This window comes from Clostridium magnum DSM 2767 (genome assembly GCF_001623875.1).
GTDB classification, from domain to species: domain Bacteria; phylum Bacillota; class Clostridia; order Clostridiales; family Clostridiaceae; genus Clostridium_AM; species Clostridium_AM magnum.
In genome coordinates, this window is record NZ_LWAE01000003.1 from 49,328 (window position 1) to 75,560 (window position 26,233).

Annotated in this window: 28 protein-coding genes; 18 read left to right on the forward strand and 10 right to left on the reverse strand. The window is 30.0% G+C overall.

Features of this window, described 5'->3' with window-relative positions:
• Positions 1 to 120 precede the first annotated feature (120 nt).
• Together CLMAG_RS13685 and ppaX are read left to right on the forward strand one after the other, a co-directional pair.
• Entirely contained in the window at positions 121 to 2,007 is a 1,887-nt protein-coding gene (locus CLMAG_RS13685; protein ID WP_066623227.1) for an LTA synthase family protein, read from the forward strand.
• A gap of 103 nt (positions 2,008 to 2,110) precedes the next feature.
• Positions 2,111 to 2,764 carry a pyrophosphatase PpaX gene (gene ppaX, locus CLMAG_RS13690; RefSeq protein ID WP_066623232.1) on the forward strand — a complete coding sequence of 218 codons (654 nt, stop codon included), beginning with the start codon at positions 2,111 to 2,113 and terminating at the stop codon, positions 2,762 to 2,764.
• Between the two features lie 370 nt (positions 2,765 to 3,134).
• Here ppaX and CLMAG_RS13695 read toward each other — a convergent pair whose 3' ends face one another.
• On the reverse strand, positions 3,135 to 3,572 hold the full coding sequence (locus CLMAG_RS13695; RefSeq protein ID WP_066623234.1) for a hypothetical protein: 438 nt from the start codon (positions 3,570 to 3,572) through the stop codon (positions 3,135 to 3,137).
• A gap of 172 nt (positions 3,573 to 3,744) precedes the next feature.
• Between CLMAG_RS13695 and CLMAG_RS13700 the strand changes: the two genes are divergently transcribed.
• Positions 3,745 to 3,969 (forward strand): patatin-like phospholipase family protein, encoded by a 225-nt coding sequence (locus tag CLMAG_RS13700; protein WP_066623243.1) that lies wholly within the window; start codon positions 3,745 to 3,747, stop codon positions 3,967 to 3,969.
• An 86-nt stretch (positions 3,970 to 4,055) separates the two neighbouring features.
• Here the strand turns inward: CLMAG_RS13700 and CLMAG_RS33735 are convergent, their stop codons facing one another.
• Together CLMAG_RS33735 and CLMAG_RS35185 are read right to left on the reverse strand one after the other, a co-directional pair.
• Positions 4,056 to 4,205, reverse strand: a complete 150-nt coding sequence (locus CLMAG_RS33735) for an iron-sulfur cluster assembly accessory protein (protein ID WP_242873036.1) — start codon at positions 4,203 to 4,205, stop codon at positions 4,056 to 4,058.
• A gap of 69 nt (positions 4,206 to 4,274) precedes the next feature.
• On the reverse strand, positions 4,275 to 4,385 hold the full coding sequence (locus tag CLMAG_RS35185) for an iron-sulfur cluster assembly accessory protein (protein WP_479723207.1): 111 nt from the start codon (positions 4,383 to 4,385) through the stop codon (positions 4,275 to 4,277).
• Between the two features lie 333 nt (positions 4,386 to 4,718).
• On the opposite strand from CLMAG_RS35185, the gene CLMAG_RS13710 reads away from it, so the two are divergent.
• From CLMAG_RS13710 to CLMAG_RS13735, 6 genes are all read left to right on the forward strand, one after another.
• Positions 4,719 to 4,964, forward strand: a complete 246-nt coding sequence (locus tag CLMAG_RS13710) for a hypothetical protein (RefSeq protein ID WP_066623246.1) — start codon at positions 4,719 to 4,721, stop codon at positions 4,962 to 4,964.
• A gap of 102 nt (positions 4,965 to 5,066) precedes the next feature.
• Positions 5,067 to 5,963: a potassium channel family protein gene (locus CLMAG_RS13715; protein WP_066623250.1), complete on the forward strand. Its 897-nt coding sequence runs from the start codon at positions 5,067 to 5,069 to the stop codon at positions 5,961 to 5,963.
• Positions 5,964 to 6,054: 91 nt separating this feature from the next.
• Complete coding sequence (locus tag CLMAG_RS13720; protein ID WP_066623265.1) at positions 6,055 to 7,230, forward strand: alanyl-tRNA editing protein; 1,176 nt, start codon at positions 6,055 to 6,057, stop codon at positions 7,228 to 7,230.
• A gap of 248 nt (positions 7,231 to 7,478) precedes the next feature.
• Positions 7,479 to 7,730: a (2Fe-2S) ferredoxin domain-containing protein gene (locus CLMAG_RS13725; RefSeq protein WP_066623270.1), complete on the forward strand. Its 252-nt coding sequence runs from the start codon at positions 7,479 to 7,481 to the stop codon at positions 7,728 to 7,730.
• Positions 7,731 to 9,446, forward strand: a complete 1,716-nt coding sequence (locus CLMAG_RS13730) for a [Fe-Fe] hydrogenase large subunit C-terminal domain-containing protein (protein ID WP_066623278.1) — start codon at positions 7,731 to 7,733, stop codon at positions 9,444 to 9,446.
• Positions 9,447 to 9,458: 12 nt separating this feature from the next.
• A complete protein-coding gene (locus tag CLMAG_RS13735; protein ID WP_066623281.1) occupies positions 9,459 to 10,631 on the forward strand; it encodes a SpoIIE family protein phosphatase in 1,173 nt (390 codons plus the stop codon).
• A 93-nt stretch (positions 10,632 to 10,724) separates the two neighbouring features.
• Here CLMAG_RS13735 and CLMAG_RS13740 read toward each other — a convergent pair whose 3' ends face one another.
• The 4 genes from CLMAG_RS13740 to CLMAG_RS13755 form a co-directional block, all read right to left on the reverse strand.
• Positions 10,725 to 12,449 (reverse strand): NADH-dependent [FeFe] hydrogenase, group A6, encoded by a 1,725-nt coding sequence (locus CLMAG_RS13740; RefSeq protein ID WP_066623287.1) that lies wholly within the window; start codon positions 12,447 to 12,449, stop codon positions 10,725 to 10,727.
• A gap of 34 nt (positions 12,450 to 12,483) precedes the next feature.
• Positions 12,484 to 14,379 carry an NADH-quinone oxidoreductase subunit NuoF gene (locus CLMAG_RS13745; RefSeq protein ID WP_066623290.1) on the reverse strand — a complete coding sequence of 632 codons (1,896 nt, stop codon included), beginning with the start codon at positions 14,377 to 14,379 and terminating at the stop codon, positions 12,484 to 12,486.
• A gap of 12 nt (positions 14,380 to 14,391) precedes the next feature.
• A complete protein-coding gene (locus CLMAG_RS13750; protein ID WP_066623293.1) occupies positions 14,392 to 14,871 on the reverse strand; it encodes an NADH-quinone oxidoreductase subunit NuoE family protein in 480 nt (159 codons plus the stop codon).
• Between the two features lie 309 nt (positions 14,872 to 15,180).
• Entirely contained in the window at positions 15,181 to 15,936 is a 756-nt protein-coding gene (locus CLMAG_RS13755) for a tRNA threonylcarbamoyladenosine dehydratase (protein ID WP_066623301.1), read from the reverse strand.
• Positions 15,937 to 16,230: 294 nt separating this feature from the next.
• On the opposite strand from CLMAG_RS13755, the gene CLMAG_RS13760 reads away from it, so the two are divergent.
• The gene (locus tag CLMAG_RS13760) at positions 16,231 to 17,064 is read left to right on the forward strand and encodes a carbon-nitrogen hydrolase family protein (protein ID WP_066623304.1); all 834 of its coding nucleotides are present in this window, start codon (positions 16,231 to 16,233) and stop codon (positions 17,062 to 17,064) included.
• Between the two features lie 178 nt (positions 17,065 to 17,242).
• Here CLMAG_RS13760 and yedF read toward each other — a convergent pair whose 3' ends face one another.
• Positions 17,243 to 17,824 carry a sulfurtransferase-like selenium metabolism protein YedF gene (gene yedF, locus CLMAG_RS13765; RefSeq protein WP_066623307.1) on the reverse strand — a complete coding sequence of 194 codons (582 nt, stop codon included), beginning with the start codon at positions 17,822 to 17,824 and terminating at the stop codon, positions 17,243 to 17,245.
• A gap of 326 nt (positions 17,825 to 18,150) precedes the next feature.
• Between yedF and CLMAG_RS13770 the strand changes: the two genes are divergently transcribed.
• Positions 18,151 to 19,608: a glycosyltransferase family 2 protein gene (locus CLMAG_RS13770; protein WP_066623315.1), complete on the forward strand. Its 1,458-nt coding sequence runs from the start codon at positions 18,151 to 18,153 to the stop codon at positions 19,606 to 19,608.
• Between the two features lie 51 nt (positions 19,609 to 19,659).
• On the opposite strand, the gene CLMAG_RS13775 is transcribed toward CLMAG_RS13770, so the two are convergent.
• Together CLMAG_RS13775 and CLMAG_RS13780 are read right to left on the reverse strand one after the other, a co-directional pair.
• Entirely contained in the window at positions 19,660 to 20,421 is a 762-nt protein-coding gene (locus CLMAG_RS13775; RefSeq protein ID WP_066623318.1) for an ABC transporter permease, read from the reverse strand.
• Entirely contained in the window at positions 20,418 to 21,074 is a 657-nt protein-coding gene (locus tag CLMAG_RS13780) for an ABC transporter ATP-binding protein (RefSeq protein WP_066623321.1), read from the reverse strand. The genes CLMAG_RS13775 and CLMAG_RS13780 overlap by 4 nt, the downstream gene beginning before the upstream one ends.
• A 285-nt stretch (positions 21,075 to 21,359) precedes the next feature.
• Between CLMAG_RS13780 and CLMAG_RS13785 the strand changes: the two genes are divergently transcribed.
• From CLMAG_RS13785 to CLMAG_RS13810, 7 genes are all read left to right on the forward strand, one after another.
• The gene (locus CLMAG_RS13785) at positions 21,360 to 21,584 is read left to right on the forward strand and encodes a hypothetical protein (RefSeq protein ID WP_066623326.1); all 225 of its coding nucleotides are present in this window, start codon (positions 21,360 to 21,362) and stop codon (positions 21,582 to 21,584) included.
• 105 nt (positions 21,585 to 21,689) lie between these two features.
• Positions 21,690 to 21,950 carry a YkuS family protein gene (locus tag CLMAG_RS13790; protein WP_066623328.1) on the forward strand — a complete coding sequence of 87 codons (261 nt, stop codon included), beginning with the start codon at positions 21,690 to 21,692 and terminating at the stop codon, positions 21,948 to 21,950.
• Between the two features lie 222 nt (positions 21,951 to 22,172).
• The gene (locus tag CLMAG_RS13795) at positions 22,173 to 22,883 is read left to right on the forward strand and encodes a pseudouridine synthase (RefSeq protein WP_066623330.1); all 711 of its coding nucleotides are present in this window, start codon (positions 22,173 to 22,175) and stop codon (positions 22,881 to 22,883) included.
• 133 nt (positions 22,884 to 23,016) lie between these two features.
• The gene (gene mnmM / locus CLMAG_RS13800) at positions 23,017 to 23,559 is read left to right on the forward strand and encodes a tRNA 5-(aminomethyl)-2-thiouridylate-methyltransferase MnmM (RefSeq protein ID WP_066623331.1); all 543 of its coding nucleotides are present in this window, start codon (positions 23,017 to 23,019) and stop codon (positions 23,557 to 23,559) included.
• A 47-nt stretch (positions 23,560 to 23,606) separates the two neighbouring features.
• The gene (locus CLMAG_RS30785) at positions 23,607 to 23,771 is read left to right on the forward strand and encodes a DUF4264 family protein (protein WP_073393234.1); all 165 of its coding nucleotides are present in this window, start codon (positions 23,607 to 23,609) and stop codon (positions 23,769 to 23,771) included.
• Between the two features lie 97 nt (positions 23,772 to 23,868).
• Complete coding sequence (locus tag CLMAG_RS13805) at positions 23,869 to 24,747, forward strand: MurR/RpiR family transcriptional regulator (protein ID WP_066623333.1); 879 nt, start codon at positions 23,869 to 23,871, stop codon at positions 24,745 to 24,747.
• Positions 24,748 to 24,889: 142 nt separating this feature from the next.
• Positions 24,890 to 26,125 (forward strand): BaiN/RdsA family NAD(P)/FAD-dependent oxidoreductase, encoded by a 1,236-nt coding sequence (locus tag CLMAG_RS13810; protein ID WP_066623335.1) that lies wholly within the window; start codon positions 24,890 to 24,892, stop codon positions 26,123 to 26,125.
• Positions 26,126 to 26,233: the final 108 nt, after the last annotated feature.

Consider the following 26,233-nt stretch of genomic DNA (forward strand, 5'->3'; position numbering starts at 1 on the left):
AGAGTCATAATATTTAAACGATGAGTGTTAATTCATAATTTATTAATAGGTCTGCCACAGAATTGTAATATTAAAATTATACAATAATACTCATATGGATTTTAGAAAGGTGGATTAAGTATGAGTATAGATATGATTAAACAAAGTAGAGTAACTCATTTTCTAATAAGAAATTTAGATATAATACTTTTTGCAGCGATAATATTTTTTAAACTAATGCTATATGCAAAACAAATATCTCCAGAATATCTATATATGGGTGTCACCCATCCGGTTTTTGCATCTGTTTTAATACTTGCAAGTTTTTCTATGCTTTTCGAGCATAAAACAAGAATGAATTTTTTATACACAATAAATTTAATAATAGGTCTAGTACTAATATCAGATATAATGTATTATAAATATTTTAAAGATGTAACAACAGTAGCTGCTTTGAGAAATATAAAACTTCTAAGCGGGGTATCTTCCAGTGTAACTAGTTTGATTGATATCAAAGACTTTATATATGTAATAGATACTATAATTTTATTTCCATTCTTAAAAAGATACAAAAATGCTAAAAGAAAGTATAATAGTACTGCTGTAAATAAGATAGTGTTTTTTTTACTTATATTTGTAACTGGAATATCTATTGATGCAAAATCTGTAGCCGCAATAGCAAAAGAACAACCTACGCTTTTAAGCGCTATGAGTAATAGGATATACTTAACGAAAATGATAGGCAATCTAAATTTCCATGCTGTAGATGCCTATAATTATATCAGTACTAATGTTAAAAATTCTAAGAAGTTATCATCAGAAAGAGTAACTGAAATTAAATCATACTTAGATGATAATAATCAAATTACAGGATCAAATTTAAGGGGAGAAGCTCAAGGGAAAAATTTAATAGTTATCCAAGTTGAAGCACTACAGCAGTTCGCTATTAATAAAAAGGTAGATGGAAAAGAGATAACTCCTAATTTGAATAAATGGATAAATAAAAGCTTGTATTTTGATAATTATTTCTATCAAGTGGCAGGTGGAAATACTTCAGATGCGGAATTTATGTCTAATAACTCACTATATCCGGCAGCATCTGGTGCTGCTTATTATACTTATAGTGGTAATCAATATAATTCTCTTGCAAGCCAGTTGAAAAATAGTGATTATTATACAGCTGCTCTGCATGGGTACAGCGAAGGTTTTTGGAACAGAAATGTAATGTATAAATCAGAGAGCTTTGATAACTTCTACGGTGAACATAGTTTTAATGTTAATGAAGAAGTTGGCTTAGGGCTTAGTGATAAATCCTTTTTAGATCAATCAATTGAAAAGCTAAAGACATTTAAAGAACCTTACTATTCATTTTTAGTAACCCTAAGTAGCCACTTTCCTTATGACGATTCTCAAGGTTATGGTGATTTTAATGTTGGCCAATATGAAAATTCCATTTTAGGCAATTATCTAAAGGGAATTCATTATACCGACGAACAACTAGGAATGTTTTTGGATAAATTGGATCAAGAGGGCATTACTAAGAATTCACTTATAGTAATATATGGTGATCATTTTGCTATTCCTAAAGAAAATATTAATGAGCTTTATAGCTTTGAAAATGTAAATAATCCTGATGATCTAAAATGGTTTCAATATCAAAAGGTTCCTCTAATCATACATTTCCCAGAAGATGAGAATAAAGGAGTTAATCATACTTATGGAGGCCAAATGGATCTTTATCCAACACTAGCTAACTTATTTAATTTGCCTAGGGACTATATGTTTGGAAAGGATTTACTTAATTCTAATAGCAATAAAGTACTTTTTAGAAGTGGGTCTTTTACTGATGGAAATGCATTTTATGTTTCATGGACAAATACCTACTATAATATAAAAACAGGTAATATTATACCGGAAACAGATGAATTAAAGAAAAAGAAAGAAGAGTATACTAGGGAGCTTGGATATTCAGATGATATGTTAAATCACAATTTAATTAAAAGCTTTGAAGGAGATAAGTCAAAATAGCTTATCTCCTTCAAAGCTTTTAATACTAAACTTGAGATAAACCCATTGATATGATATTATGAAGTGAAACTTAATATTATAATTTTTATACAGGAGGACATAAATGATTAAAGGAATTTTATTTGATTTAGATGGTACACTTATAAATACTAATAAGCTTATAATAGATAGTTTTCAATATGCACTAAAAAAACATCTTAATAAAGAAGTACCTTTGGAAGAAATAGTAACAACTTTTGGTGAGCCATTAGAAGAAACAATGGCTAAGTTTGATAAGGATAATAGAGACTTGTTAGTTAGTATCTATAGAGATTATAATGAGACAAATCATGATAAATTTGCTATCAAATTTGAAGGGGTAGAGTCAGGTTTAAAAGCGTTAAAAGCTTTAGGTATTAAGCTTGCAATAGTAACCTCGAAAAGAAGAATTTTAGCTGATAGAGGACTTAAACTAATAAATATATATGATTATATGGATGTTATAGTTACACCTGAGGATACGGAAAAACACAAACCACAAGGAGAGCCAGCTGAAAAAGCTTGTGAGCTTTTGGGGATTTTACCAGAAGAAGCAATCATGGTAGGAGATAGTCATAATGACATTTTATGTGGCAGAAATGCTGGATGTAGTACATGTCTTGTTCAATATACAGCTCTCCCAATTGATAAACTTATGACGTATAAACCGAATTATGTAATAGAGAAAATTGAAGACTTGGTTGAAGTATGTAACTCTATAAATAGACAAGCTATTTAAATGAAAACTATATATTAAAGATTTAAAAACCCTTATGGAAAGAGTAGGGGTTTTTAATATGTAAAAAATTATGAAGTAACGGAAATAAGAAAGTATATTGATAAGTAGGATATCTAGTATAAATAATAAATATTATGTAAAGTAATTAAAAAGTAAACCAACTAAAACTCTAAAAATTATTAATAAAATAAATTAATAACTTCATATATTTAAAATTAGACTATAAAAAAATATTAAATACATGAAATTATCAATTCAACTTTAAAGAAATATAGGATATACTAAACTATTAATTTGTGCAAAACACTTAATCCTCTCTTATTAGAGAAGATTAGGTTAGCGTGTATAATCAAAATATATAAAACATGGATTATAAATGTAAATCAGTATCGTCTATGTTAGGTAAGTCTTCTAGTCTATGAGGTAAATCTAGATTAGGATCCTTAAAATCACCACCAATTTTGTTAATAATTTGTTTTGCTTTATCAATATCGGCTTCATTTAAGTTAACGATAACTTTATAATTTACATCTGTAATTTCGTCAAAACCACCCATACCACTTACCATGGGATTTGCAGCATTTAGAGGTCTTTTAGTTGGATCCTCTGCATATGGTCCAGAATTTAAAACCAAGGAAGAAAGGTTTGGTGCGTTTTCATTTCCTGGAAGCACTGGATTTACTCCAATATTATATTCAACATAATGATCATTTATATCTGCTACAGAATTATTAAAACCTGCGTTTTTTAACTGATTAACAGCTTCATTTGCTTTTTTTATACCTGTAAAATAAGCTTCTATTTTCATAGTTAACCTCCATTTCTTTATTGGTATTTTTAATATAATTATTTTCTCACTGCTGAAAAAATATTATTCATTAAGATAATTTTTATTAAGGTTTTAAATCCTAATATTTAATCATAACTTATAAAGTAAGTAATCAAATATAGTTAATAGTACTTAATGAGGTGATTTGTATATGAAGGCTGATGCAGTATTTAAAGGTGGTGGTATAAAGGGGATAGGCCTAATCGGTGCTGTATGCTGTTTAGAAGACAAAGGATATGAGTGGCATAGATGTGCAGGTACTTCATCAGGTTCAATGATAGCGTCGCTCCTAACTGCAGGATATACAGGTAAAGAACTAAAGGATATAATGATAAATTATAACTGCAAAAACTATCTAGATAAATATAAAAATTAACAAAAGAACCCATAGTGAACTTGGGGTATTTTCCAGTTCATTATGGATTCTTTTAAAATATTTAATAATTACTAAGTTTTAGCAAACTAGTGGCAAGTTGAGCAGCCACCGCCACAGTCACTATCAGCTTGGATTTCTGGTTCTATTGAGAAACCACCTCGATCATTTTCTCTGCCACTTTTTAAAGTTAAGCTTCCAAATTGACTTACTAAATCCTTATCTACTAAGAAGCTCATATCTTTTATTTTCTCTACTACATCACTATCTTTTTGTTCATCCAGAACAAGATTAAAAGCTGGGCCACCTCATCCCATACCTGCTAAATAGATTCGAATAGTGTTAGAATCTATATTATTTTCTTCTAGAAGCTTAATAAAATCTTCATAAGCCACATCGCTCATTTGAACAACTGCCATATATATTACCTCACTTTTCATTTTATATTTTAATTAGTTACTATTAGTTATTTTACAATAAATAATAGTAACTAATTAAGATTTAACTTTTAAATATAATCCTATAATAATATATAATAGTAATATTTTCAACTATTATAAAATCAAATAACACTAAGTCACTATTTATTAATTTGATATTTTACATTTAAATATTCATATATATCTGATAATATTTAAATATATAAATACAGTAATTAAACTTATTGCATTATTGAATAATTGTGCTAATATTTATGGATGTATTAAGATTTACTATGATCCAATTAATTTATATAACTAGGGAGGATGAAAATGAAGTATAAAATAGGTCAGAAAATAGAATTTACAGATAACTTCACTATTGAAGTTCAAAATGGAAAGAAAGCTAAAATTGTAAAAGGTGATATTGCTATTGTTGTAAGAAAAGTAAATGAAACTTCTGGAGAGATACTGTATACTACAGGGGAAGTTGCTGGATTAAGTCAAATAATATCAATTGAAGTGGATGAAAATTTAGATGCAGATTATTTAGCAAAGAGAATAATGGAGGATCTATAGAGTAAAGATTAAAGATCTTTCATAATTGATAGAAGTTCATTTCATATATTCAAGCTTTAAGTAATAAAATTAATGTATAAATTATTTATTTGAGGATACATGATGATATTATTAAAGCCACTGCATAATTTAAGAAAGAGAACTTTATTATTAATACTAGCTATGCTATATTTAAGTATATTAATTATATTCGGTTTTTTATACTGGAAGATAGCAAATATGTCCTCTGGAGAATATTTTGTATTTCAAAATGATATTAATATGCACACAAAGATAACTGTCTTTAAAAAAAACTTAAAAATCAATATACATAATAAAGACTTTAATGAAATAATAAATGATTTAATTAAAAGTGAAGAATATAAAAGACCTATAGTTAAGCTTTACGGAGACGTATATGATAAAGAGAATGAATTAAATGTTTTTGTTTTAGATAAGACTATTGGAGAAATGTGGGCAAATTATTACTACCTGTTACTTCAAGGTAAGGGAATCACTCATATGAGAATAGATAGTGCAGAAGAGCAAGTTATAAATAATAAAATTACAGCCTATAAGCTTAGAATATCCTTATACAAAATAAATAGTATGAATAGAGATGATAGTTATATTGTATATAAAAAGGGTGATAGTAAAAAGTTAGATAAAATAGATACTGTAATAGTATGGATAAAAGATTATCCCTTAATTGAAGATGAGTTTCTGAAAAAAGATTACAAATTCTATCCTCTAAGTTTTTATTTTACAGTGCTTATGGAAAACTCCATGTCTTTCTTAGATGATAGTCCTTTAATTTTGAAAAGCGTAGCAACTGGGAATTTTAAATATCCATTATGGAATTTTATGTACTTTAGTTCTGTAACTATTACTACACTAGGCTACGGTGATATACTTCCTAATTCTACTATAGTACGTATACTTGTGATGTTTGAAACCATCTTAGGGGTAGTCATTATAGGAATGTTTGCCTCCTGTTTGTTTTGGAATGAAAAGGATTAAAGGTAAATTAAAACTAAACTTGCTTAAATTAGTTAACTGTAAAGAAGTAAATATAACAAAATAATAGAATGCTTGAGAGGAGCTATTAGATATGACAGAAAAATTATTTTATAATGACCCTTATTTAACTCAATGTGAGGCAGAGGTTAAAGATATAATTAATAAGGATGGCAAAATATTAGTAGTTTTAGATAGAACACCTTTTTACCCTGAGGGTGGAGGGCAGCCTTCAGACCGTGGTGAACTTAATGGTATTAGGGTTCTACATGTTTATGAGGAAGATAATGTTATCTACCATCAGGTTGAAAAGGCTGTTGAAGATAAAATAGTTTTATGCAAAATAGATTTTCATAGACGCTTTGACCATATGCAACAACACAGTGGGGAACATCTTTTATCTGGAGCAATATTTAAACTTTACAATGGAAATAATAAGGGTTTTCACCTTGGAGAAGACTATGTAACTATAGATATTGATATAGATGGAATGACAGAAGAGATGCTTAGAACTGCTGAAGATGAAGTTAACTCCTATATCTACAAGAATAGAGAAATATGCACATATGTAGTTTCAAAGGAAGAAAGCAAAAATTTCCCTATGAGGAAGCAAATTAATGTTGATGAGGATGTAAGAGTTGTTGAGGCAAAGGATATGGATTGTTGCCCATGCTGCGGCACCCATGTACTTAGAACTGGCGAGATAGGAATTATAAAGATTATAAAGAGTGAAAGATATAAGGGAATGACTAGAATATATCTTAACTGTGGCATTAGAGTATTAAAAGACTTTCAAAATAAGCAAAATATTATAAGCAATTTAAACAGACATCTTTCTTCTGATGAAAATAATTTACTAGAAAGGGTTGAAAATCAATCTTTAGAAATTGAAAAACTTACAAAGGAACTGAAGAGTCTTAAAAAAATCATAGCTGAAAGTGAAGCAAAGAACATAATTAAAGCAGAGAATTCAAAAGTCATACTAAGAAAATATGAAGATAAATCCTTCGAGGATATAGAACTAATTGCTGCCGCATTAAGCTCAAAAAATTTCATATTAATCTTAAGTTCATTAAAGGAGAATAAAATTCTATTTATGAATGATAGTCACTCTGATATAAGTTGTGGTAAGCTGTTTAAGGAAAATATTAAGGTGTTTAATGGAAAAGGCGGTGGAAATGCCAAAAGAGCGCAGGGAAGTTTTGAAAATAAACAAGATCTAATAAATTTCTCTCAGTTTTTAAACAGAAGCTTAACTGAAAATAATTAATATTTTTAAACCAAAAGTAACATGAGAAATCTCTATTTTTAGAGATTTCATGTTGCTTTATTATTTTCCGATATTTTTTTAAATTAAACAAATATATATATAAATTTACAAGTGTTTAGTATAAAATTATATATAAGCATAATTATATTAAATAATTAAAATAAGATATAACTTTTTTATAAATTTTAAAAACTATAGAAGTCCAATAATGCAGTTTTTTAAGTTATTCATAAGTAGGAGTGATTTTTATGATTATAATACAAGTTTGTGTAGGAAGTGCATGTCATCTTAAAGGATCTTATGATGTAATAAAAGCTATTCAAAGGTTGGTTAAAGTTCATAATATTACTAAAAAAGTAGAATTGAAAGGTGCCTTTTGTTTAGGATACTGTACTACAGGGGTATCTGTAAAGATTAATGAAGAAGATAGTATTTTTTCTGTGAATGAAACAAATGTTGAGGAGTTTTTTAAAGAGCAAGTTTTACGGAGGATAAAGTAGATGAATTATATGAATTTTTCCAGGGCTAATTGTAAAAATTGTTATAAATGTTTACGATCCTGCCCAGTAAAGGCTATTAAATTTAAAAATGAACAGGCAGAAATTGTAGATGATAGATGCATTGCTTGTAGCCACTGCCTTTCAATATGTCCTCAGAATGCAAGGCGCATAGTTAGCGATCTAGAAAGAGTAAAAGAAGCTGTTTTTTTAGGTAAAAAGGTTATAGCCAGTGTTGCTCCATCTTTTCCAGGTTTCTTTGATACAAGCCCTGGTAAGATTATAACGTTATTAAGAAAACTTGGTTTCTTATATGTAGAAGAAACTGCCATAGGAGCTAGTATTGTGTCGGAATTATATAAAAATTATATAAAAAATATGAAGGTGGATAACTACATCACAACCTGCTGCCCTTCTGCTAACTATATAATTGAAAAATACTACCCAGATTTGATTCAGTACATGATTCCTGTAGTATCACCGATGGTAGCTCATGCCAAGGCGATAAGAGAGTTTTATGGTGAAGATAGCTTTATTGTATTTATAGGACCTTGTATAGCGAAAAAAATAGAATCACAAAGTTTTTCAAATAAAGATGTAGTTGATGCGGTTCTAACCTTTGATGAAATTAGTGATTGGTCTGCGGAAATTGATATATTAATGGAAGCCTTAGAGGATGGTGAAGTTGACAGGGAATCTACTACATATGGCAAAGGATACCCTGTTTTCGGTGGGATTGTAAAAGCCGTTAATTCAGAAATAAATAAAAGAAATCTAGATGCTATATCTGTTACTGGTGTTGAAGAATGTGTAGAATTATTCAAAAGTCTTCAAAACCAAGAGGTAAAAAATTTATTTGTTGAAGTCAGTGCTTGTATGGGGAATTGTATTGGTGGACCCAAAATGGTTAAAGATGAAAAAGGGTATTACAAAAGAATGCAAAAGGTAAAAAACTATATGAAAAATCATAATGTAAATAATGAAGTTATTATTCCAATTAATATAGACTTCTCAAGAGTATTTGTTGATAAAACACTGTCAAAACAAGTTGCTACTGAAGAACAAATTCTCAAAATAATGAGAAAAATGGGAAAATATTGTCTAGAAGATGAGCTTAACTGTGGTGTTTGCGGATATAACACCTGTAGAGAAAAGGCTCAAGCAGTACATGAGGGAATGGCAGAATCTAATATGTGTTTACATTATATGAGAAATAGAGCTGAAAGTTTAAGTAATGTGATATTTGAAAATACTTTGAGTCCTATCATACTTCTAGATGGTGAGATGAAAGTTAAAGAAATAAATCCATCTGCTGAAAAAGTATTTATGGTAAGTGCAGAATATATTAAGGAGAAGCCAATAGCTTTATTAATAAACGATGAAGATTTCATATATGTAAAAGAAACAAGAAATAATATAGTGAGTAAAAAGGTTTTTTATAGAAAGTACAGCTTAACATTTATGGAAACAGTAGTATATCTTCCTAAACAGGATTTAGTTATGGTAGCTTTAGTTGATATAACAGAAGAAGAAAAGAATAAGCTAAAACTGCTGGAACTTAAAGAAAGTACAATAAATGCAACCCAGCAGGTAATTGAAAAGCAAATGAGAGTTGCGCAGGAAATAGCAAGCCTACTTGGGGAAACAACGGCAGAAACAAAAATGACTCTAACTAAACTAAAAAAAGTTGTTCAGGGAGAAAATGATAGTATACTATGAGGTGATGGATAGATGGGGTTTTTTATAGATGTTGCATACAATACTTTAATAAAACATGGAGAAGAATTACCCGGTGATATGGTAAATGTAATTAGGCTAGAGGATTGTACTATAATAGTTATGGCAGATGGTTTAGGCAGTGGGGTGAAGGCAAATATTCTAGCTACATTGACATCTAAAATTGCAGGAACAATGCTAAAAGAAGGTGCAGACATATATGAAACTGTAGATACAATTGTAAACACATTGCCAGTCTGTAAGGTAAGAAATATTGCATATTCAACCTTCACACTAATTAAGATTTATGAAAATGGAGAAATGTATATCGCAGAATATGATAATCCACGAACATTTATGGTGAGAAATGGACAAGCTATAGATATACCTATGAAGGAAATCAATATAAACGGTAGAAGGGTTAAGGAAAGCAACTTAACTCTTCAGGATGGTGATGTACTAGCTGTGGTAAGTGACGGAGTTATTCATGCTGGTCTTGGGGATTTGCTTAATTTAGGTTGGCAATGGGAGGATGTACAAAGTTATCTTAGAAAAAGAGCATCTGAAGCTTATAGCGCTCAAGGTTTGGAAAATGATCTACTAGAAGCCTGCTCAGATCTCTATTTTGGCAAGCCGGGTGACGATACTACTGTTGTTACTATAAAAATAAGGAGACCTAGTTATGTAAATCTTTTTACTGGACCACCAAGAGAAAAAGAAAATGACAAAATGGTAATAAATGAATTTGTAAGCAGTAAAGGAAAAAAGGTTATATGTGGTGGAACTGCTGCAAATATAGCTGAAAGAGAGCTTAACAGAAAGCTAAGTGTAAATTTAGATTTCTTAAGCAAAGATGTACCACCAATAGCTACCATGAAAGGAATTGATCTAATAACAGAGGGGGTTTTAACTCTTAGTAAAGCATTAGAAAAAATCAAAAAACTTCAAGAACCCTTTTCTCATAATTGTAATAATGTGGATTTTGGTGGTAAAGATGGCGCATCGAAGCTAGTAAAAATACTAATTGAAGATTGTACCCATTTGAATATATGGGTAGGAAAAGCGGTAAATGCTGCTCATCAAAATCCAGATTTGCCTGTAGATTTAAGCATAAAATTAAAAATAGTAGAAGAATTAGGGGTTGTTATGGAAAGACTTGGCAAGAAGGTTAAAATAAAATATGTTTAATAATAGAATAACAGGAAAACTAAACTCGAGGGAGTGTTAGTTTTCCTGTTACATTTATATTATTTTAGGGTTTAGGGCAAACTGAATTTAAAATTAACACTGACGCTTAAAATATTTAGTATGAAGTAATTTGTGAGCTTTCTCGCCATAAGGTTTACCTAAGAATTCTTCATAAAGTTTAATTATTTCTGGATTATTATGAGACTTTCTTATAGGTTTATTTCTATCTTCTTCATATAATGCATTTGCTCTCTTACTTAGAATTTCGTATTCTCCATGAATATATGGCTGACCGCCACCATCAATGCATCCGCCAGGACAAGCCATAATTTCAATAATTTGATAATTAACTTCGTCATTTCTTATTTTGTTTAGCAACTTACGGGCATTTCCAAGACCGCTTGCAATAGCTGCTTTTACTTCCATATCTTTAATTTTAATTGTAGCTTCCCTGATGCCATCAAGGCCGCGAACAACCTTGAAGTCCACATCATCTAACACCTCTTTAGTTATCCACTCATAGGCTGTACGAAGAGCTGCTTCCATAACGCCACCAGTTACACCGAATATAACACCTGCACCAGTAGATTCGCCAAGAAGACTATCGAACTCTTCATCTTTTAAAGATGTAAAATTAATCCCTGCTTCTTTTATCATTTTAGCTAATTCTCTGGTAGTTATGACAATGTCTACATCGTTATTCATTTCAGGTCTAGCAGCTTCATATTTCTTAGCTAAACATGGCATAACTGAAACTAGTATAATGTCTTTAGGGTCCTTATTCATTTTTTCAGCAAAATAAGTTTTTGCTATAGCTCCAAACATCTGCTGTGGTGATTTGCAGCTAGATGGAACATCTAAAAGATCACTAAATTCGTGTTCGAAGAAACTTATCCAACCAGGACAACAGCTTGTAAGCATTGGAAGTCTACCACCATGAGTAATCCTATGCATAAGTTCTGATGCTTCTTCCATTATAGTTAAGTCCGCTGCAAAGTCCGTATCAAAAACTTTAGCAAATCCTATGGAGCGAAGAGCTGCTACCATTTTGCCAGTAACTGCTTTTCCAACTTCCATGCCGAATGCTTCTCCTAAAGCGGCCCTTACAGCAGGTGCTGTCTGTACAATAACAAGCTTATCTTTATTATTTAAAGCATCCCATACTTTTGATGTGTTATTAACTTCTGTTAAAGCACCAGTTGGGCATACTGAAACACATTGACCACAGAAGGTACAATTTGTTTCAGTCATTGGAAGTCCGAAAGCAGGGGACACAACAGTGTTAAATCCTCTGTTTATACCAGAAAGAACAGAAACTGTTTGAACTTCACTACATACTGTTTCGCACCTTCTACATAATATACATTTATCTGAATCACGAACAATTGAGTAACTAGAAGTATCTTTGGGGTAAGTTGACATTTCACCTTTAAATTTGATTTCACGTATTCCCATATCAGCAGCAAGTTTTTGCAGCTCACAATCAGTATTTTTTTCGCAAAGTAAGCAATTCTGAGGATGATCTGAAAGAAGAAGTTCTACAACATTTCTACGAGCTTTAATTGCTTTTATAGAGTTTGTTTTTATAACCATACCTTCAAAAACAGGTGTAGTACAAGAAGGCGCAAGATTTCTTCTTCCATCAACTTCTACCATACATACTCTACAGGAGCCTGGTTTATTCTCAACTCCTTCATGCAGCTTTAAATGACATAGTGTTGGTATATTAATATCTAGTAATTTAGCAGCTTCCAAAATAGTAGTGCCACTTTCAACTTGAACTTGTTTATCATTTATAGTAAGAGTAACTAAACTCAAAACCTCCACCTCTTTCTTTTAATTATCCAGTATTTTAAATTTTAACTACTGCATCAATTGGACAGCCGCTGAAGCATGCACCGCACTTAATGCATTTATCTTGATCTATAATATGTTTTTCCTTAACTTTTCCGCTAATACAAGATACAGGACAACATCTTGAACACTTAGTACATCCAATACACTTATCTGTAATGTCAAAACTCAATAATTTTTTACAAACACCTGCAGGACATTTTTTTTCCTTAACATGTGCTACATATTCATCCCAGAAATAATTCATTGTACTTAAAATTGGATTAGGAGCAGTTTGTCCAAGTCCACAAAGTGAGGTGTCTTTTATAGTTTGTGCTAGTTCCTTCAAATTTTCTAAATCCTGTTCAGTACCTTGCCCATTTGTTATCTTTGTTAATATCTCGAGTAAACGTTTATTTCCAACTCTACATGGAGTACATTTTCCGCAGGATTCTTCTACAGTGAATTCAAGATAGAACTTTGCTATATCAACCATACAGTTATCTTCATCCATAACTATCATGCCACCGGAACCCATCATAGATCCTATAGATGTTAAGGATTCATAATCTATAGGAATATCTAAGTTTGAAGCTGGTATACAACCACCGGAAGGACCTCCAGTTTGTACAGCTTTAAACTTACGTCCATCTTTAATACCACCACCTATATCAAAGATTATATCTCTTAAAGATGTACCCATAGGAACTTCTACAAGACCAACATTATTTATTTTACCTGCTAAAGCAAAAACTTTTGTTCCTTTAGATGTAGAAGTACCAATTGAGCTGTACCATTCTGCACCCTTATTAATAATAGCTGGTATATTTGCTAATGTTTCAACATTATTAACACAGGTTGGTTTATTCCAAAGACCACTTTCAGCAGGGAATGGTGGTTTGTTTGTTGGTTCTCCACGACAGCCTTCTACAGAGTGAATTAGAGCTGTCTCTTCACCACACACGAAAGCACCAGCACCATATTTTATATCTATATCAAAACTAAATCCTGAGCCTAATATATTTTCTCCAAGAACACCAAGGTTTCTAGCTTGATTAATTGCTATCATTAATCTGTTAACAGCAAGAGGATATTCGGCTCTTATATATATAACACCTTTTGAAGCACCTATAGCATAACCTGCAATTGCCATAGCTTCTAGAACGCTATTTGGATCACCTTCTAATATGGAACGATCCATGAATGCACCAGGGTCACCTTCATCAGCATTACAAATTATATATTTTTGGTCAGCACTATAAGACTTAGCAAAGGACCATTTTTTACCTGTAGAGAAGCCTCCGCCTCCACGACCTCTTAAACCTGAATCTATTATAAGTTTTATGACATCATCAGGGGTCATTTCTGTAAGAACTTTTCCCAGCGCAAGATAGCCTTTTGCAGCAATAAATTCATTAATATCTTCTGGATTTATTAAACCACAGTTTCTTAGAGCTATTCTTTGTTGCTTTTTATAGAAAGACATTTCATCCTGTCTTTTAACTTTTTCTTTTAAAGTAGGTTCTTCATATAATAGTCTATCAACTATTTTTCCTTTTAATAAATGTTCAGTAACTATATCATCAGCATCATCTGGTGAAACATGAACGTAGAATACATTATCAGGATCTACTTTAAGTATTGGTCCTTTTTCACAGAAACCAAAACATCCGGTTATTGCAACTGTAACTTCTTCTGAAAGGCCTGCTTTTGCTATTTCTTCATTCAAGCATTCGATAATTTTATCACTATCAGAGGATTTACAGCCAGTTCCTCCACAAACTGTAATATAACGTTGACATCTTTTATTTTCAACAGCTAATTCATCTTCATGAGTAGCCTGCCTTATTTTTAAATTTTTAGAGTATTCCATATAAGATTTTTGAAGTTCTTCATAAGAATTGATTTTATTCAAAGTTACTTCCCCCTATTCACTATATTCATCTAATACTTTATCAACAAGTTGCTTTGTAAAATGCCCGTAAACCTTATCATTTACTGTAACAACAGGAGCAAGTCCACATGCACCAACACATCTTAGTATCTGAAGAGTATATTTTCCGTCTTCTGTAGTTTGTCCAACTTTTATGTTTAATCTTTTTTCAAATTCTCCAAGTACATCTCCTGAACCCTTTACAAAGCAGGCTGTTCCCATGCATATGTTTATAACATATTTACCTGTAGGTACTTCTGTAAAATAGGAATAGAAAGTAACAACTCCATTAACCTTAGATACAGGTATATCCAATTTTTTAGCTACAAATTTTTGGACATCTTGAGGAAGATACCCGAAGATACTCTGAGCCTTATGTAGTACTGAAATTAGTGCTCCTTGTTTATCGGGAATGTTTTCAATAAATTCATCCAGTTCTTTAAAGAATTTTTCATTTGAATCTTTACAGCACACTTATATGACCCCCTAAATATTGTTTTATTATTAACAATTTAATTGTACCAAAAATTTTTCGAAAATTATAGATATATTTCAGAAATTTTTGATGCTTTTTAGAAAAATGTATTATTTAGGTGAGAATATTGCTAATTCAATTATAAAATATCAAAGATAAGAAACACCTAAGAGCGTTTTACCGTTAATTCTCTTAGATGTTTCTTATTTTTGATCATCCTGGATTTGGTGAACTAAGAATCAGGTGGGGGTTAGATGCTTAAATAGCATTTAACCTCCACCTGATTCAAGTTTCGCTTTATAACTTAATTATTTTGAAATAATATCTTTAATTACTTCTCCACCTATTATCATTCCAGCTACTGGTGGTACGAAGGAAATACTTCCAGGAATTTGTCTTTTCGCTGTGCATTTTTTTGTTCCACCTGTACAAACGCAGCCTTCCTTACAAGTTACAACTTCTTCTAGCTTTGGTTTCATAGGAACTTCTTCTGAAAATAGTACTTTTAAGTTTTCAACGCCTCTTTTCCTTAGCTCATATCTCATAACCTTTGCTAGCGGACATATTTTGGTATTATATATGTCAGTTACTTTAAATTGAGTAGGATCTAATTTATTACCTGTACCCATGCAGCTTATAATATCTATATTATGAGCTTTACACCATAAAACTAGTGCTATTTTAGATGAAACTGTATCTATGGCATCTATTACATAATCTGCAGTTAAAGGTATTATATCAGATATATTATCTTCTTTAACAAAGGTTTGATGAATTTCAACGTTACATTGAGGATTGATTTTTAAAGCTCTTTCCTTTAAAAGCTCAACCTTTGTTTTACCAATAGTATCAAAAGTGGCATGTATTTGTCTATTTAAGTTTGTCAAACAAACTGTATCATCATCAATTAATATAAGGTGTCCTACACCTGCCCTTACTAAAGCTTCGCAAGTAAAGCTTCCTACACCGCCTAAACCAAATACAACTACTGTGCTATTTTTCAATTTTTCTAAGCCTTCACTGCCTATTAATAACTCAGTTCTTGAAAGTGAATGTTGTTTCATATTTAATCTCCTTTTATCTATAAAAATTTATAGTAAAAAACCATTAGTAAAAATGGTTGCTTAATAGTTCATTTAAATTAAAAATATCTAAATTATGTAGTAAACAAAATACGACAATTTACTACCATATATAGTATATAACAAAGTCCATAAAAGTCAACCTAAATAAATTTGAATAATAGGAATTCAAATAAGTATTATCATTGAAGTGCATAGAATGGTATAATATTACAAAGAAAGCATATGAAATCACCTACTGTGAAATAAAATATAATAGAAAGGTACTGTGATAATATGAATACATTAAGAATTGCATTGTGTCAGATGATGGTTAATCAAGAAAGTAAGAAAACAAATATATTTAAGGCTAAAACCATGATATATGAAGCTGCAAATAAAGGAGCAGATATTATAGCTTTGCCAGAAATGTTTAATTGTCCATATAACAATAAGTATTTTAGGGAATATGCAGAAACTTACCCTAAGGGCGAAACTATAAATATGCTCTCCTGTGCTGCTAAGGAAAAAAAGGTATTTATTATAGGAGGATCTATTCCAGAGTTAGATGAACAGGGAAGAGTTTTCAATACGTCTTTTATTTTTGACAATAAAGGAATTCTAATAGGAAAGCATAGAAAAATACATCTTTTTGATATAGATATAAAAAATGGAGTAAGATTTAAAGAATCAGAAGTTTTAACCAGTGGTGGTGAAATCACTATGATAGATACACCATGGGGAAAGGTTGGTGTAGCAATTTGCTATGATATAAGGTTTCCAGAGTTAACAAGAATTATGGCCTTAAAAGGAGCCAAAATAGTGCTTATGCCTGCAGCATTCAATATGACTACAGGACCAGCACACTGGGAATTATTATTTAAAAGCAGAGCATTAGATAACCAAATATTTGTTGCTGGAATATCACCGGCCAGAAATGACAACTATTCATATGTTGCTTATGGTAATTCATTGATTGCTGATCCGTGGGGAAGTATAATTAGTAGATTGGATGAAAAAGAGGGGATACTGATTCAGGATATAGACTTAGAACATATAGATGAAATTAGAGAATCTCTTCCTCTATTAAAGCATAGAAGAGTGGATATATATAAATTAGATACATTGTAATGTATACGTACTAATTCACAAACTAAATCTACATTTTCAGAACTTTTATAACTTTTAGTGATAAGAGTTTTGAATAACGATAGAATTGAAGTAGTTCATCAATAGATAAACATGATAAAAAGTTGACTTATGTACCGCAGAACAAGTCAACTTTTTGTCATATTTATCTATAGTTCCATTAAAGTTTTATAGTTTTATCGGAAGAATTCATTTTTTCAATTATAGTATACATATTGGTAATTTCTCCAATAACAAGTTTTTCTTTCAAATTATAAAAATCTAAACATGTTCCACAATTTAGGACATTCACGCCTCTTTCCTGAAGCTTTTTTATGCTATCAAGACAATCAGAGTCTTCAGTTGTAAGCTTAACTCCAGCATTTAAAAATAGCAAATCAGAAGGTAAAGTATCACTTTCTGATAATGCATAAAAATAACTTTTCATTAGAGTTATTCCTAATTTATCATCACCAAGACCTAATTTATCATTAGTGACAACTATAGTTAGCTTCTTTTCATTAAAATTAATTAGTTTACAGGAACAGGATTCTTTACTAATAGATATATAGTATAGTCCATCTTTTTCTTCAACTACGCTTTTAAATCCATTGTTTTCTGAAAACTTTGATACATTATTTTTAGAAACTTCGTTATCAACTACTATAGTAGCTTGACCTTCTTCAATTGAGTCGAAATACTTTTTTGTATTAATTACAGGTTGAGGGCATTTTAGCCCTTTACAATCAATTATATTTTTCATTGTTAATCCACCTTCCGAAATAAATTTCATATGTTATTATATATTTATAGAGATTTGGTTAAATTAATAAAAGGAAATTAGACATAATAAGCTATTATACCTAGAATAAATTATATCATATCTATTTAGTATGAATAATAACTTTTAATTATAATACTTCAGTTAACTATAAGTAATTATAATAATAAATAGAAAATCTAGCATTAATTATCAGAATATTAAAACATATAGCGTAAAATTAAAAAAATATGGTATTATGATATACGGTGTTTTATGTCCTTAAGACAATAAAATGATATAATAACATAAAGGAAAGGGTTTTTGTAATGAAAGATTTTATTTTTAATTGTACAATTATTTTTCAGAAATCAGTTTTTGTAATTACGATGTATTACTTACTACTTTCTCTGTTTGGTCTTTACAAAAAAGAAGATAAAGGTGCAGAGCAGTGTAAACCCTCAAAGAAATTTGCACTTCTTGTAGCAGCACATAATGAAGAGATGGTTATTGCCAAAATTATAGAGAGTCTAAATGAATTAGATTATCCCAAAAATATGTATGATATTTTTGTTATTGCAGATAATTGTGATGATAACACTGCTAGTATTGCTAGAAACTATGGTGCAAATGTATATGAACGAAACGTTTCTGATAAAAGAGGTAAGGGATACGCACTAGAATGGATGTTTGACAGGATATTTAGAATGGATAAAAAATATGATGCTATAGCTATTTTTGATGCTGATAACCTTATTTCAAAGAATTTCTTAAAAGAAATGAATTATAAATTAGAACAAGGTTATAAAGTTGTCCAAGGTTACATAGATAGTAAAAACCCTGATGATTCATGGATAACTCAGTCTTATTCCATATCATTCTGGTCAGCAAATAGATTATTCCAGCTTGCAAGAACAAATCTAGGATTGTCTAATCAAATAGGTGGCACAGGTTTTTGTATGGATGTAGATATACTTAAAAAACTTGGCTGGGGTGCTACATGTCTTACAGAAGACTTGGAGTTTACATGTAAACTTGTTCTAAATGGACACAAGGTAGGTTGGGCTCATAATGCCATTGTATATGATGAAAAACCTTTAACTCTAAAACAGTCTTGGAATCAAAGAAAAAGATGGATGCAGGGATTTGCAGATGTAGCTTCAAGATTTTTCGTGAAGCTTATGAAGAAGGCAATAAAAGAAAGAAACTTTGTTGCTTTAGATTGTGCTCTTTATACTATGCAACCTTATTTAACAGTAGCACTAGGAATTTCAGTTCTACTGGCGTTTGTTCAAGGTGCTAATCCCCTAAGTCAGCTTTTAAGCAAAGATATTTATCCATTGGTTAGTATGAGTCAATTTTTATTTACACCACTGGTTATGTTGTTAGAAATAAAGTTGTCTAAAAAGATGTTCATGGTATTTTGTTTATATTCTTTAAATACATTAGTATCTTTTAAAATTTTCTCCATATTAAGTTCTGATAATTACTATCTTAATTTTTTAAAGGCATACGATCTTACAGTATATAATCTCAATACCGAACTATACGAACCAACAGTTCTTTATACAATTTTGGCTACTGCTATTTATATAGCTATTTTTATATTAATTTTATCTATTATCGATAGAAAACGCTCATTAAAAACATTTGTCTGGTACCTATTGTATGCAATTTATACAATAACTTGGATACCAATTACAATACAAGGTATAATAGATAAAGATAAGAAAGAGTGGAGTCATACAAAGCATATAAGACAAATTAGTATTCAAGAGGTTGAATAAATAAAAAGGCCTTAAATAACATATCAATTGTTACTTAAGGCCTTTTTATTTTTATATTAATTGTTTTCTATCATTAAAAAAATATTTATAAGAAAGATAGCAGGCAATAAAGGTAGCAATTGATGTAGTTGATAAAAGCATAAAAGTGACCATAATTTGAAATCTTATAGCCTGCAGCGGGGAGGTACCAGCTAATATTAGGCCCGTCATCATTCCTGGTAAAGATACAGTACCTAAAGTTCTCATAGAATCTATTGTTGGAATCATTCCTGTTTTTATAGAGTCACGTACTATTTCTATAGAAGAAGGTAGAATATCTGCACCTAAAGCAAGTTTAGTTTGAACTTCATCTCTTCTGTTTTTGAAGTTAGATAATAATTGTTTATAACAGAGCCCTATGGCTATCATTGAATTACTTATTATCATTCCTCCTACAGGAATAATCTCATAAGGTTGGTATTTAATAGCTCCAGATATAACTAGTACAGCTAACGTTATTGTAGTCCCACAAGATATTGCAATAAAGGATATGGTTAAACCTTTATGTATTCCTTTTCCTCTTTTAGCCGCATTTCCTGATGCATTGTAAATCATAAATAACAAAAGGAGAGTTGTAAAAATTGGATTTTTAAGACCAAAGATATAACTTAAAATATACCCTATGATTACTAATTGAATTACTGCTCGTACAACCCCTATTAAGATTTCTTTCTCTAGTTTCAACTTTTGAAAGTAGGAAAAAAATACAGAGATAAATATTAAAGATGATGCTATGATTAATGATGATATATTCATAGAATTTCCTGAATTCATTTTAGTACCTCCAATGACTTTAATGAACCCTTTTCTATAGTTGCTATTTTATTAGCATATTTTCTGCTTTGAACAGGGTTATGCGTAATCCAAAGGATAGTCATTCCTTCTTTATTGAGCTTACTTATTACATCTTCAACGATTTTAGTATTATCTACATCTAGAGCAGAAGTCACTTCATCTAAAAGTAAAATTTCAGGTTTAAAAATCAAAGATCTAATAAGAGCAATTCGTTGTTTTTCACCGCCGGATAAATTAGAGATATCTTTATATAAAAAATCTTTATTCATATTAAATAAATCAAACAAATTATTAATTTTATTAGTATCTGCTGACATATTTCTAACTTTGAAGGGAAAAGTAACATTATCCAGTACGCTTCTACCAAATAAATATGGTGTTTGAAAGCAATAGCAAATAGATTTTCGTAGATCGGTAGGATCTAGATCAGCTAAATTTATACCTTTAAAAAGTATTTTACCCTTAGAGGGACTATAAAGATGATTACATAGTTTTAAAAATGTGCTTTTACCACTGCCTGATGGACCAACAATTGATATAAAGTCTCCTGATTTGATATTAATAGATAAGTTATTAATAATTAACTCATCACAATTTTTAAAAGATACATTGTAAAATTCCAGTAAAGACAATTTGACACCTCCACCTTATTATTTTTTATCCAATGACTACCCGCTCTAATATTCCAATCTTCTTCAAAGTCGGAGTAAAGAGCGGCTACGTCCCTGGATTCGTTCAACTAAGAATCAGGTGGGGTTGAAACCCCATCTGATTCAAGTTTCACTTCATCTGTAGTAAATTTTAATACTTAAAAAACAATTATACACCTTTAAATAAATTTTTAAAAGAAATTACTAGAAAAAGAATATAAAAGTGATTAATAAGAAAAAATAGTAGGGAAAGGAGTGTATTTTAATATGAGTAGGCCAAGTGAAAATCAGCAGCATAAGAAAACTTTAGAAACTGTTGATAATAGCACAAATGGATTGTCCACGAATATAAATAATCAATATGACAAAACCCATGAATATGCTGTTGAGCTTTTTAGTAAGGGCATGTGTATGGGTGAAATTATGCAAAAAACTAATATGACAGAAGATGAAATAGCTAAATATAGAGAAGAACTTGATAATAAACAATAAGAACGTATGTTTAAGAACCGTAAAAATGGCACTTATCCATATAAATTATAATTCTAATGAATTAATTTTATGTTTTTTGAAAAAATAATCTCGGAGGTGTTTATATTGAAAAAGGTAGCAGTTGAAAAAGGTTTAAAGGACGTTGAGCAATACTTATCTGAGCAAGGATACAGTGTTCAAGAATTTGAAAGAAATAGCATAGAAAATGCATCTTTTTATAATGGATTTGATGCAGTAGTGGTAACAGGTCAAAGTATAAATGTTATGGGTTACGAAGATACAAAGACTAAGATACCCCAAATTGTTGCAGAAGGTCTAACTGCCCAAGAAATAGGACGTCAAATAGATAGCAAAATGACAAAGTAGTGTACTTTACTTTGCCTGAATTAAAGGATAGTGATAAGCTTGTAAAACTTATCACTATCCTTTAATCTTTTTACTAAATAAATATAAGTGAAAAGATAATATGGAAAATATTGCATTGCATAGATTTAAAATTAATTATAAATTAATATATAATGAAGTGAAGAATCACTCAGATATATAAGTTTTATTATAGTATAAAGATTTTACAGGTAGGTGAGAAATTTGGAAGAAAGATTACAAAAATATATGGCAACCTGTGGAGTGGCTTCAAGAAGAAAATCTGAAGAAATCATTCAACAAGGTAGAGTTAAAGTTAATGGAGTAGTTATTAAAGAATTGGGTTATAAGGTTGATATAGAAAAGGATGAGGTTTTCGTTGATAATAATAAAATCAAAAAGGAAGAGAGAAAGGTATATATAGCACTGAATAAGCCAGAAGGCTATGTTTGTACTGTTAAAGACGAAAAGGGAAGACAAACAATTTTAGATTTAGTAGATGTTGATGAAAGAATTTATCCTATCGGAAGATTAGATTATGATACATCAGGTTTAATACTTTTAACTAATGATGGAGATGTATATAATAAGATAATTCATCCGAGAGAAGAAAAGAATAAAGTGTATATTGCTCTAATCAAAGGCATTCCTTCAAAGAAAAGTATAGAACAATTTGAAAAGGGTATAGATATAGGTGGATATATTACAGCGCCATCTAAAATAAAAGTTATTAATACATTTACTGACGCATCTAAAGTAGAAATCATCATACATGAAGGTAAAAATAGACAAATTAGAAGGATGTGTGATGCGATAGGTCACCCAGTACTAAGTTTGCAGAGAGTTCAAATTGGAAATATCAAACTTAATAAATTATCTAAAGGTAAATGGAGATTTCTCAATGAAAAAGAAATAATTGATATTAGAAATATGTAAAATTTATGTTTTCAAGTTTTTAATATCAATTATTCAGATAGAGTTACATATAAAATATTATGTTAAATAACAAAATGTTAACTAAAATAAATAAAAAATACAACAAAGAAAAAAATATAAAAGGAGTAAATTAATGTTTAGATATGTTTCAAATGTTAGTGAACTTTCTCACTATATAATTAAAAATTTTAGTTGTAATTTTAATATTGCTGTAGATGCTACTTTGGGTAATGGATATGATACAGATTTCTTAAGTAATAATTTTTTAAAAGTCTATTCCTTTGATATTCAACAATGTGCAATTAAAACATATGAGAATAAAAATATAAATAATGTTATACTAATTAATGATTCCCATGAAAACTTTATTAAATATATAAATGAAAAAGTTAATTGCATAATGTATAATCTTGGTTTTCTTCCTGGAGGTGATAAAAACATAACTACAAAATGTGAATCAACTCTAATGAGTTTAGAGAGCAGTTTGAATATAATAGATAAAGGGGGATTAATAACTATAGCATTATACAGAGGTCATGAAGAGGGAAAAAAAGAAGAAAATGCAGTTATAAATTTTGTTCAGAATCTCCCTAAAGAAAAATATGGAGTAATGCTTCATTCCTTCGTCAATAGAAATAATTTAGCCCCATTTTTAATAGTTATAGAAAAAAAATAGTTTGGAGGTGACTTTTATCAAATTATAGAATTTGATAAAAATAAATTATGAAAGATAAGTTAGAATTAATAGCAACAAAGGAAATAAAATATTATGAAGAAATGTATAAAGTTATTGATTTTTTAAACAAAAATCTAGGTAGTTACGACCTTGTATTTGGTATTCAAGAGAAAAAAGATACACATATTATTAATATTTATAAAGAAAAATAATTTACAATTGAATGTTCTATTGTAAATTTGGTCAATAGATGTTAAAATGAAATAAATATTGCAACAAGATGGGGATGAGAGAAAGGATTGAAATGGAATGGAAGATATTAATAATAAACAAGATTTAATGAGAACTATTCAAGTTAAGTTTCCAAGATTAAGTAAAGGACAAAAGCTTATTGCCGAATATATTTTAAAACATTATGACAAAGCTGCTTTTATGACTGCTGCTAAATTAGGCATAAGCGTAGGAGTAAGTGAATCAACTGTAGTTAGATTTGCAAATGAACTAGGTTTTTCAGGATATCCTAAGTTACAAAAAGCTCTACAAGAGTTAATAAAGAACAAGCTTACCACTGTACAAAGAATTGAATTATCAAATGATTTTGTAAGTGAAGAAAGTGCCTTAAAGGGTGTCTTAAAATCAGATATGGAAAACATCAGAGCGACTCTTGAAAAAATAAATCATAAGACATTTGAAGATGTTATAAACGGCATATTTTCTGCAAAAAAAATATACATAATTGGTTTAAGAAGCTCTACTGCACTAGCAGAATTTTTAGGTTTTTACCTAAGCCTTATATTAGAAAATGTTAAGGTTGTAGGGTATGGTGTAAGTGATATATTTGAACAAATTATTAATATTCATGAGGATGACTTGGTTATAGGAATAGGTTTTCCCCGTTATGCAGCCAGAACTATTGAGTCTTTAGATTTTGCGCAAAGCAGAGGAGCTAAGGTAGTAGCTCTTACTGATAGCCTATTATCCCCACTTGCAGCTAGAGCTGACTATACCTTAATTGCACAAAGTAACATGGCATCCTTTGTGGATTCTTTAGTTGCTCCTTTAAGTGTGATAAATGCTCTTATAATAGCTGTAGGATTAAGAGAAAAAGAAAAGATATCAACTACATTTGCAAATTTAGAAAGTATTTGGGAAGAATATCAGGTTTACTCTTTTAAGGAATCTGATTAGTTCAAAGGTTAAGGCTTATGCCTTGGCCTTTTTTTTTATGAAATTGAAACTTGAATCAGATTAATATTGATTAAATTTAGTTGTTATATTACTATAATATAGATGACAAAGAATAATTATCTATAAATAAGGCGGTGAACTAATGTCTACAGTAGTAATAGTCGGTGGTGGTCCAGCAGGCATGATGGCTGCAATAACCGCTGCTGATAAATTTAATACAGTATTGATTGAAAAAAATGATAAGCTAGGACGAAAAATGTTCATTAGCGGAAAAGGAAGATGTAATATAACTAATGCGAAGGATATAGGTGAATTTTTTGATTTTATACCGGGCAATCCTCATTTTTTATATAGTTCATTATACTCATTCACAAATGAGGATACTATGAATTTCTTCAATAAACTAGGTGTAAAATTGAAAATAGAAAGAGGAGATAGAGTATTTCCAGAATCAGATAAATCATCAGATATAATTAGTGCTATGGAAAAAGAGATGCGAAAAAAGGGCGTTAATATAAGATTGAATTCTAAAGTTAAAAACTTTATTTATGAGAATAATACTATAAATATAAAGGCTGTTCAGCTAGATGATAATTCTATTATAAAAGGTGATTATTTTATACTATGCACTGGAGGTATGTCTTATCCACAAACAGGATCTAGTGGCGAGGGGTACAACTTTGCTGAGGAATTAGGGCATAATATTGCAGAGATTAAACCATCACTTGTTCCTATTACTGTTGAGGAAGAATGGATAAAAGAACTTCAAGGTTTATCACTAAAAAATGTTGAGTTATCCATTGTAAATAATAAGAATAAAGTATTATTTAAAGAATTCGGGGAAATGCTATTTACCCATTTTGGAATTTCAGGTCCAATCTCTTTAAGTGGTAGTAGATTTGTGAGTAAGGAGCCTAATCTGAAGGCTGTAATAAATCTAAAACCCGCATTAAGCTTTGAAGAATTGGATAAGAGAATACAAAAGGACTTTATAAAATATACTAATAAAGACTTTAAAAACTCTTTAGACGACTTATTACCTAAAAAAATGATTGATGTTGTAATTAGATTATCAGGAATAGACCCTGACAAAAAAGTCAATTTGATTACAAGAGAAGAAAGGCAAAATCTAGTTAACTTATTACATAGCTTCACTTTGAAAATAAAAGGCTTAAGACCTATAGCAGAAGCTATTGTAACTGCTGGCGGAATAAATGTAAAAGAAATTGATCCTTCTACAATGCAATCTAAAATTTGTAAAAACCTGTACTTTGCAGGAGAAATCATAGATGTTGATGCATATACAGGAGGTTTTAATATACAAATAGCTTTATCTACTGGATACTTAGCTGGTACCAAGATTGGTGAAGAAAAATAATAATACTAAAGAAAAAATCATCAGTGTGAAAATGGTATCAAAAAATAGAGGATTTTATCTTTTTTTATAGAATATATTAAAAAGTGAAAAAATGAATTTTGTTACTTT

Coding starts and splice junctions, on each gene's coding strand:
- CLMAG_RS13685 (WP_066623227.1), top strand. CDS start 121: ATGAGTATAGATATGATTAAACAAAGTAGAGTAACTCATTTTCTAATA.
- ppaX (WP_066623232.1), top strand. CDS start 2,111: ATGATTAAAGGAATTTTATTTGATTTAGATGGTACACTTATAAATACT.
- CLMAG_RS13695 (WP_066623234.1), bottom strand. CDS start 3,572: ATGAAAATAGAAGCTTATTTTACAGGTATAAAAAAAGCAAATGAAGCT.
- CLMAG_RS13700 (WP_066623243.1), top strand. CDS start 3,745: ATGAAGGCTGATGCAGTATTTAAAGGTGGTGGTATAAAGGGGATAGGC.
- CLMAG_RS33735 (WP_242873036.1), bottom strand. CDS start 4,205: ATGAGCTTCTTAGTAGATAAGGATTTAGTAAGTCAATTTGGAAGCTTA.
- CLMAG_RS35185 (WP_479723207.1), bottom strand. CDS start 4,385: ATGGCAGTTGTTCAAATGAGCGATGTGGCTTATGAAGATTTTATTAAG.
- CLMAG_RS13710 (WP_066623246.1), top strand. CDS start 4,719: ATGAAGTATAAAATAGGTCAGAAAATAGAATTTACAGATAACTTCACT.
- CLMAG_RS13715 (WP_066623250.1), top strand. CDS start 5,067: ATGATATTATTAAAGCCACTGCATAATTTAAGAAAGAGAACTTTATTA.
- CLMAG_RS13720 (WP_066623265.1), top strand. CDS start 6,055: ATGACAGAAAAATTATTTTATAATGACCCTTATTTAACTCAATGTGAG.
- CLMAG_RS13725 (WP_066623270.1), top strand. CDS start 7,479: ATGATTATAATACAAGTTTGTGTAGGAAGTGCATGTCATCTTAAAGGA.
- CLMAG_RS13730 (WP_066623278.1), top strand. CDS start 7,731: ATGAATTATATGAATTTTTCCAGGGCTAATTGTAAAAATTGTTATAAA.
- CLMAG_RS13735 (WP_066623281.1), top strand. CDS start 9,459: ATGGGGTTTTTTATAGATGTTGCATACAATACTTTAATAAAACATGGA.
- CLMAG_RS13755 (WP_066623301.1), bottom strand. CDS start 15,936: ATGAAACAACATTCACTTTCAAGAACTGAGTTATTAATAGGCAGTGAA.
- CLMAG_RS13760 (WP_066623304.1), top strand. CDS start 16,231: ATGAATACATTAAGAATTGCATTGTGTCAGATGATGGTTAATCAAGAA.
- yedF (WP_066623307.1), bottom strand. CDS start 17,824: ATGAAAAATATAATTGATTGTAAAGGGCTAAAATGCCCTCAACCTGTA.
- CLMAG_RS13770 (WP_066623315.1), top strand. CDS start 18,151: ATGAAAGATTTTATTTTTAATTGTACAATTATTTTTCAGAAATCAGTT.
- CLMAG_RS13775 (WP_066623318.1), bottom strand. CDS start 20,421: ATGAATTCAGGAAATTCTATGAATATATCATCATTAATCATAGCATCA.
- CLMAG_RS13785 (WP_066623326.1), top strand. CDS start 21,360: ATGAGTAGGCCAAGTGAAAATCAGCAGCATAAGAAAACTTTAGAAACT.
- mnmM (WP_066623331.1), top strand. CDS start 23,017: ATGTTTAGATATGTTTCAAATGTTAGTGAACTTTCTCACTATATAATT.
- CLMAG_RS30785 (WP_073393234.1), top strand. CDS start 23,607: ATGAAAGATAAGTTAGAATTAATAGCAACAAAGGAAATAAAATATTAT.
- CLMAG_RS13805 (WP_066623333.1), top strand. CDS start 23,869: ATGGAAGATATTAATAATAAACAAGATTTAATGAGAACTATTCAAGTT.
- CLMAG_RS13810 (WP_066623335.1), top strand. CDS start 24,890: ATGTCTACAGTAGTAATAGTCGGTGGTGGTCCAGCAGGCATGATGGCT.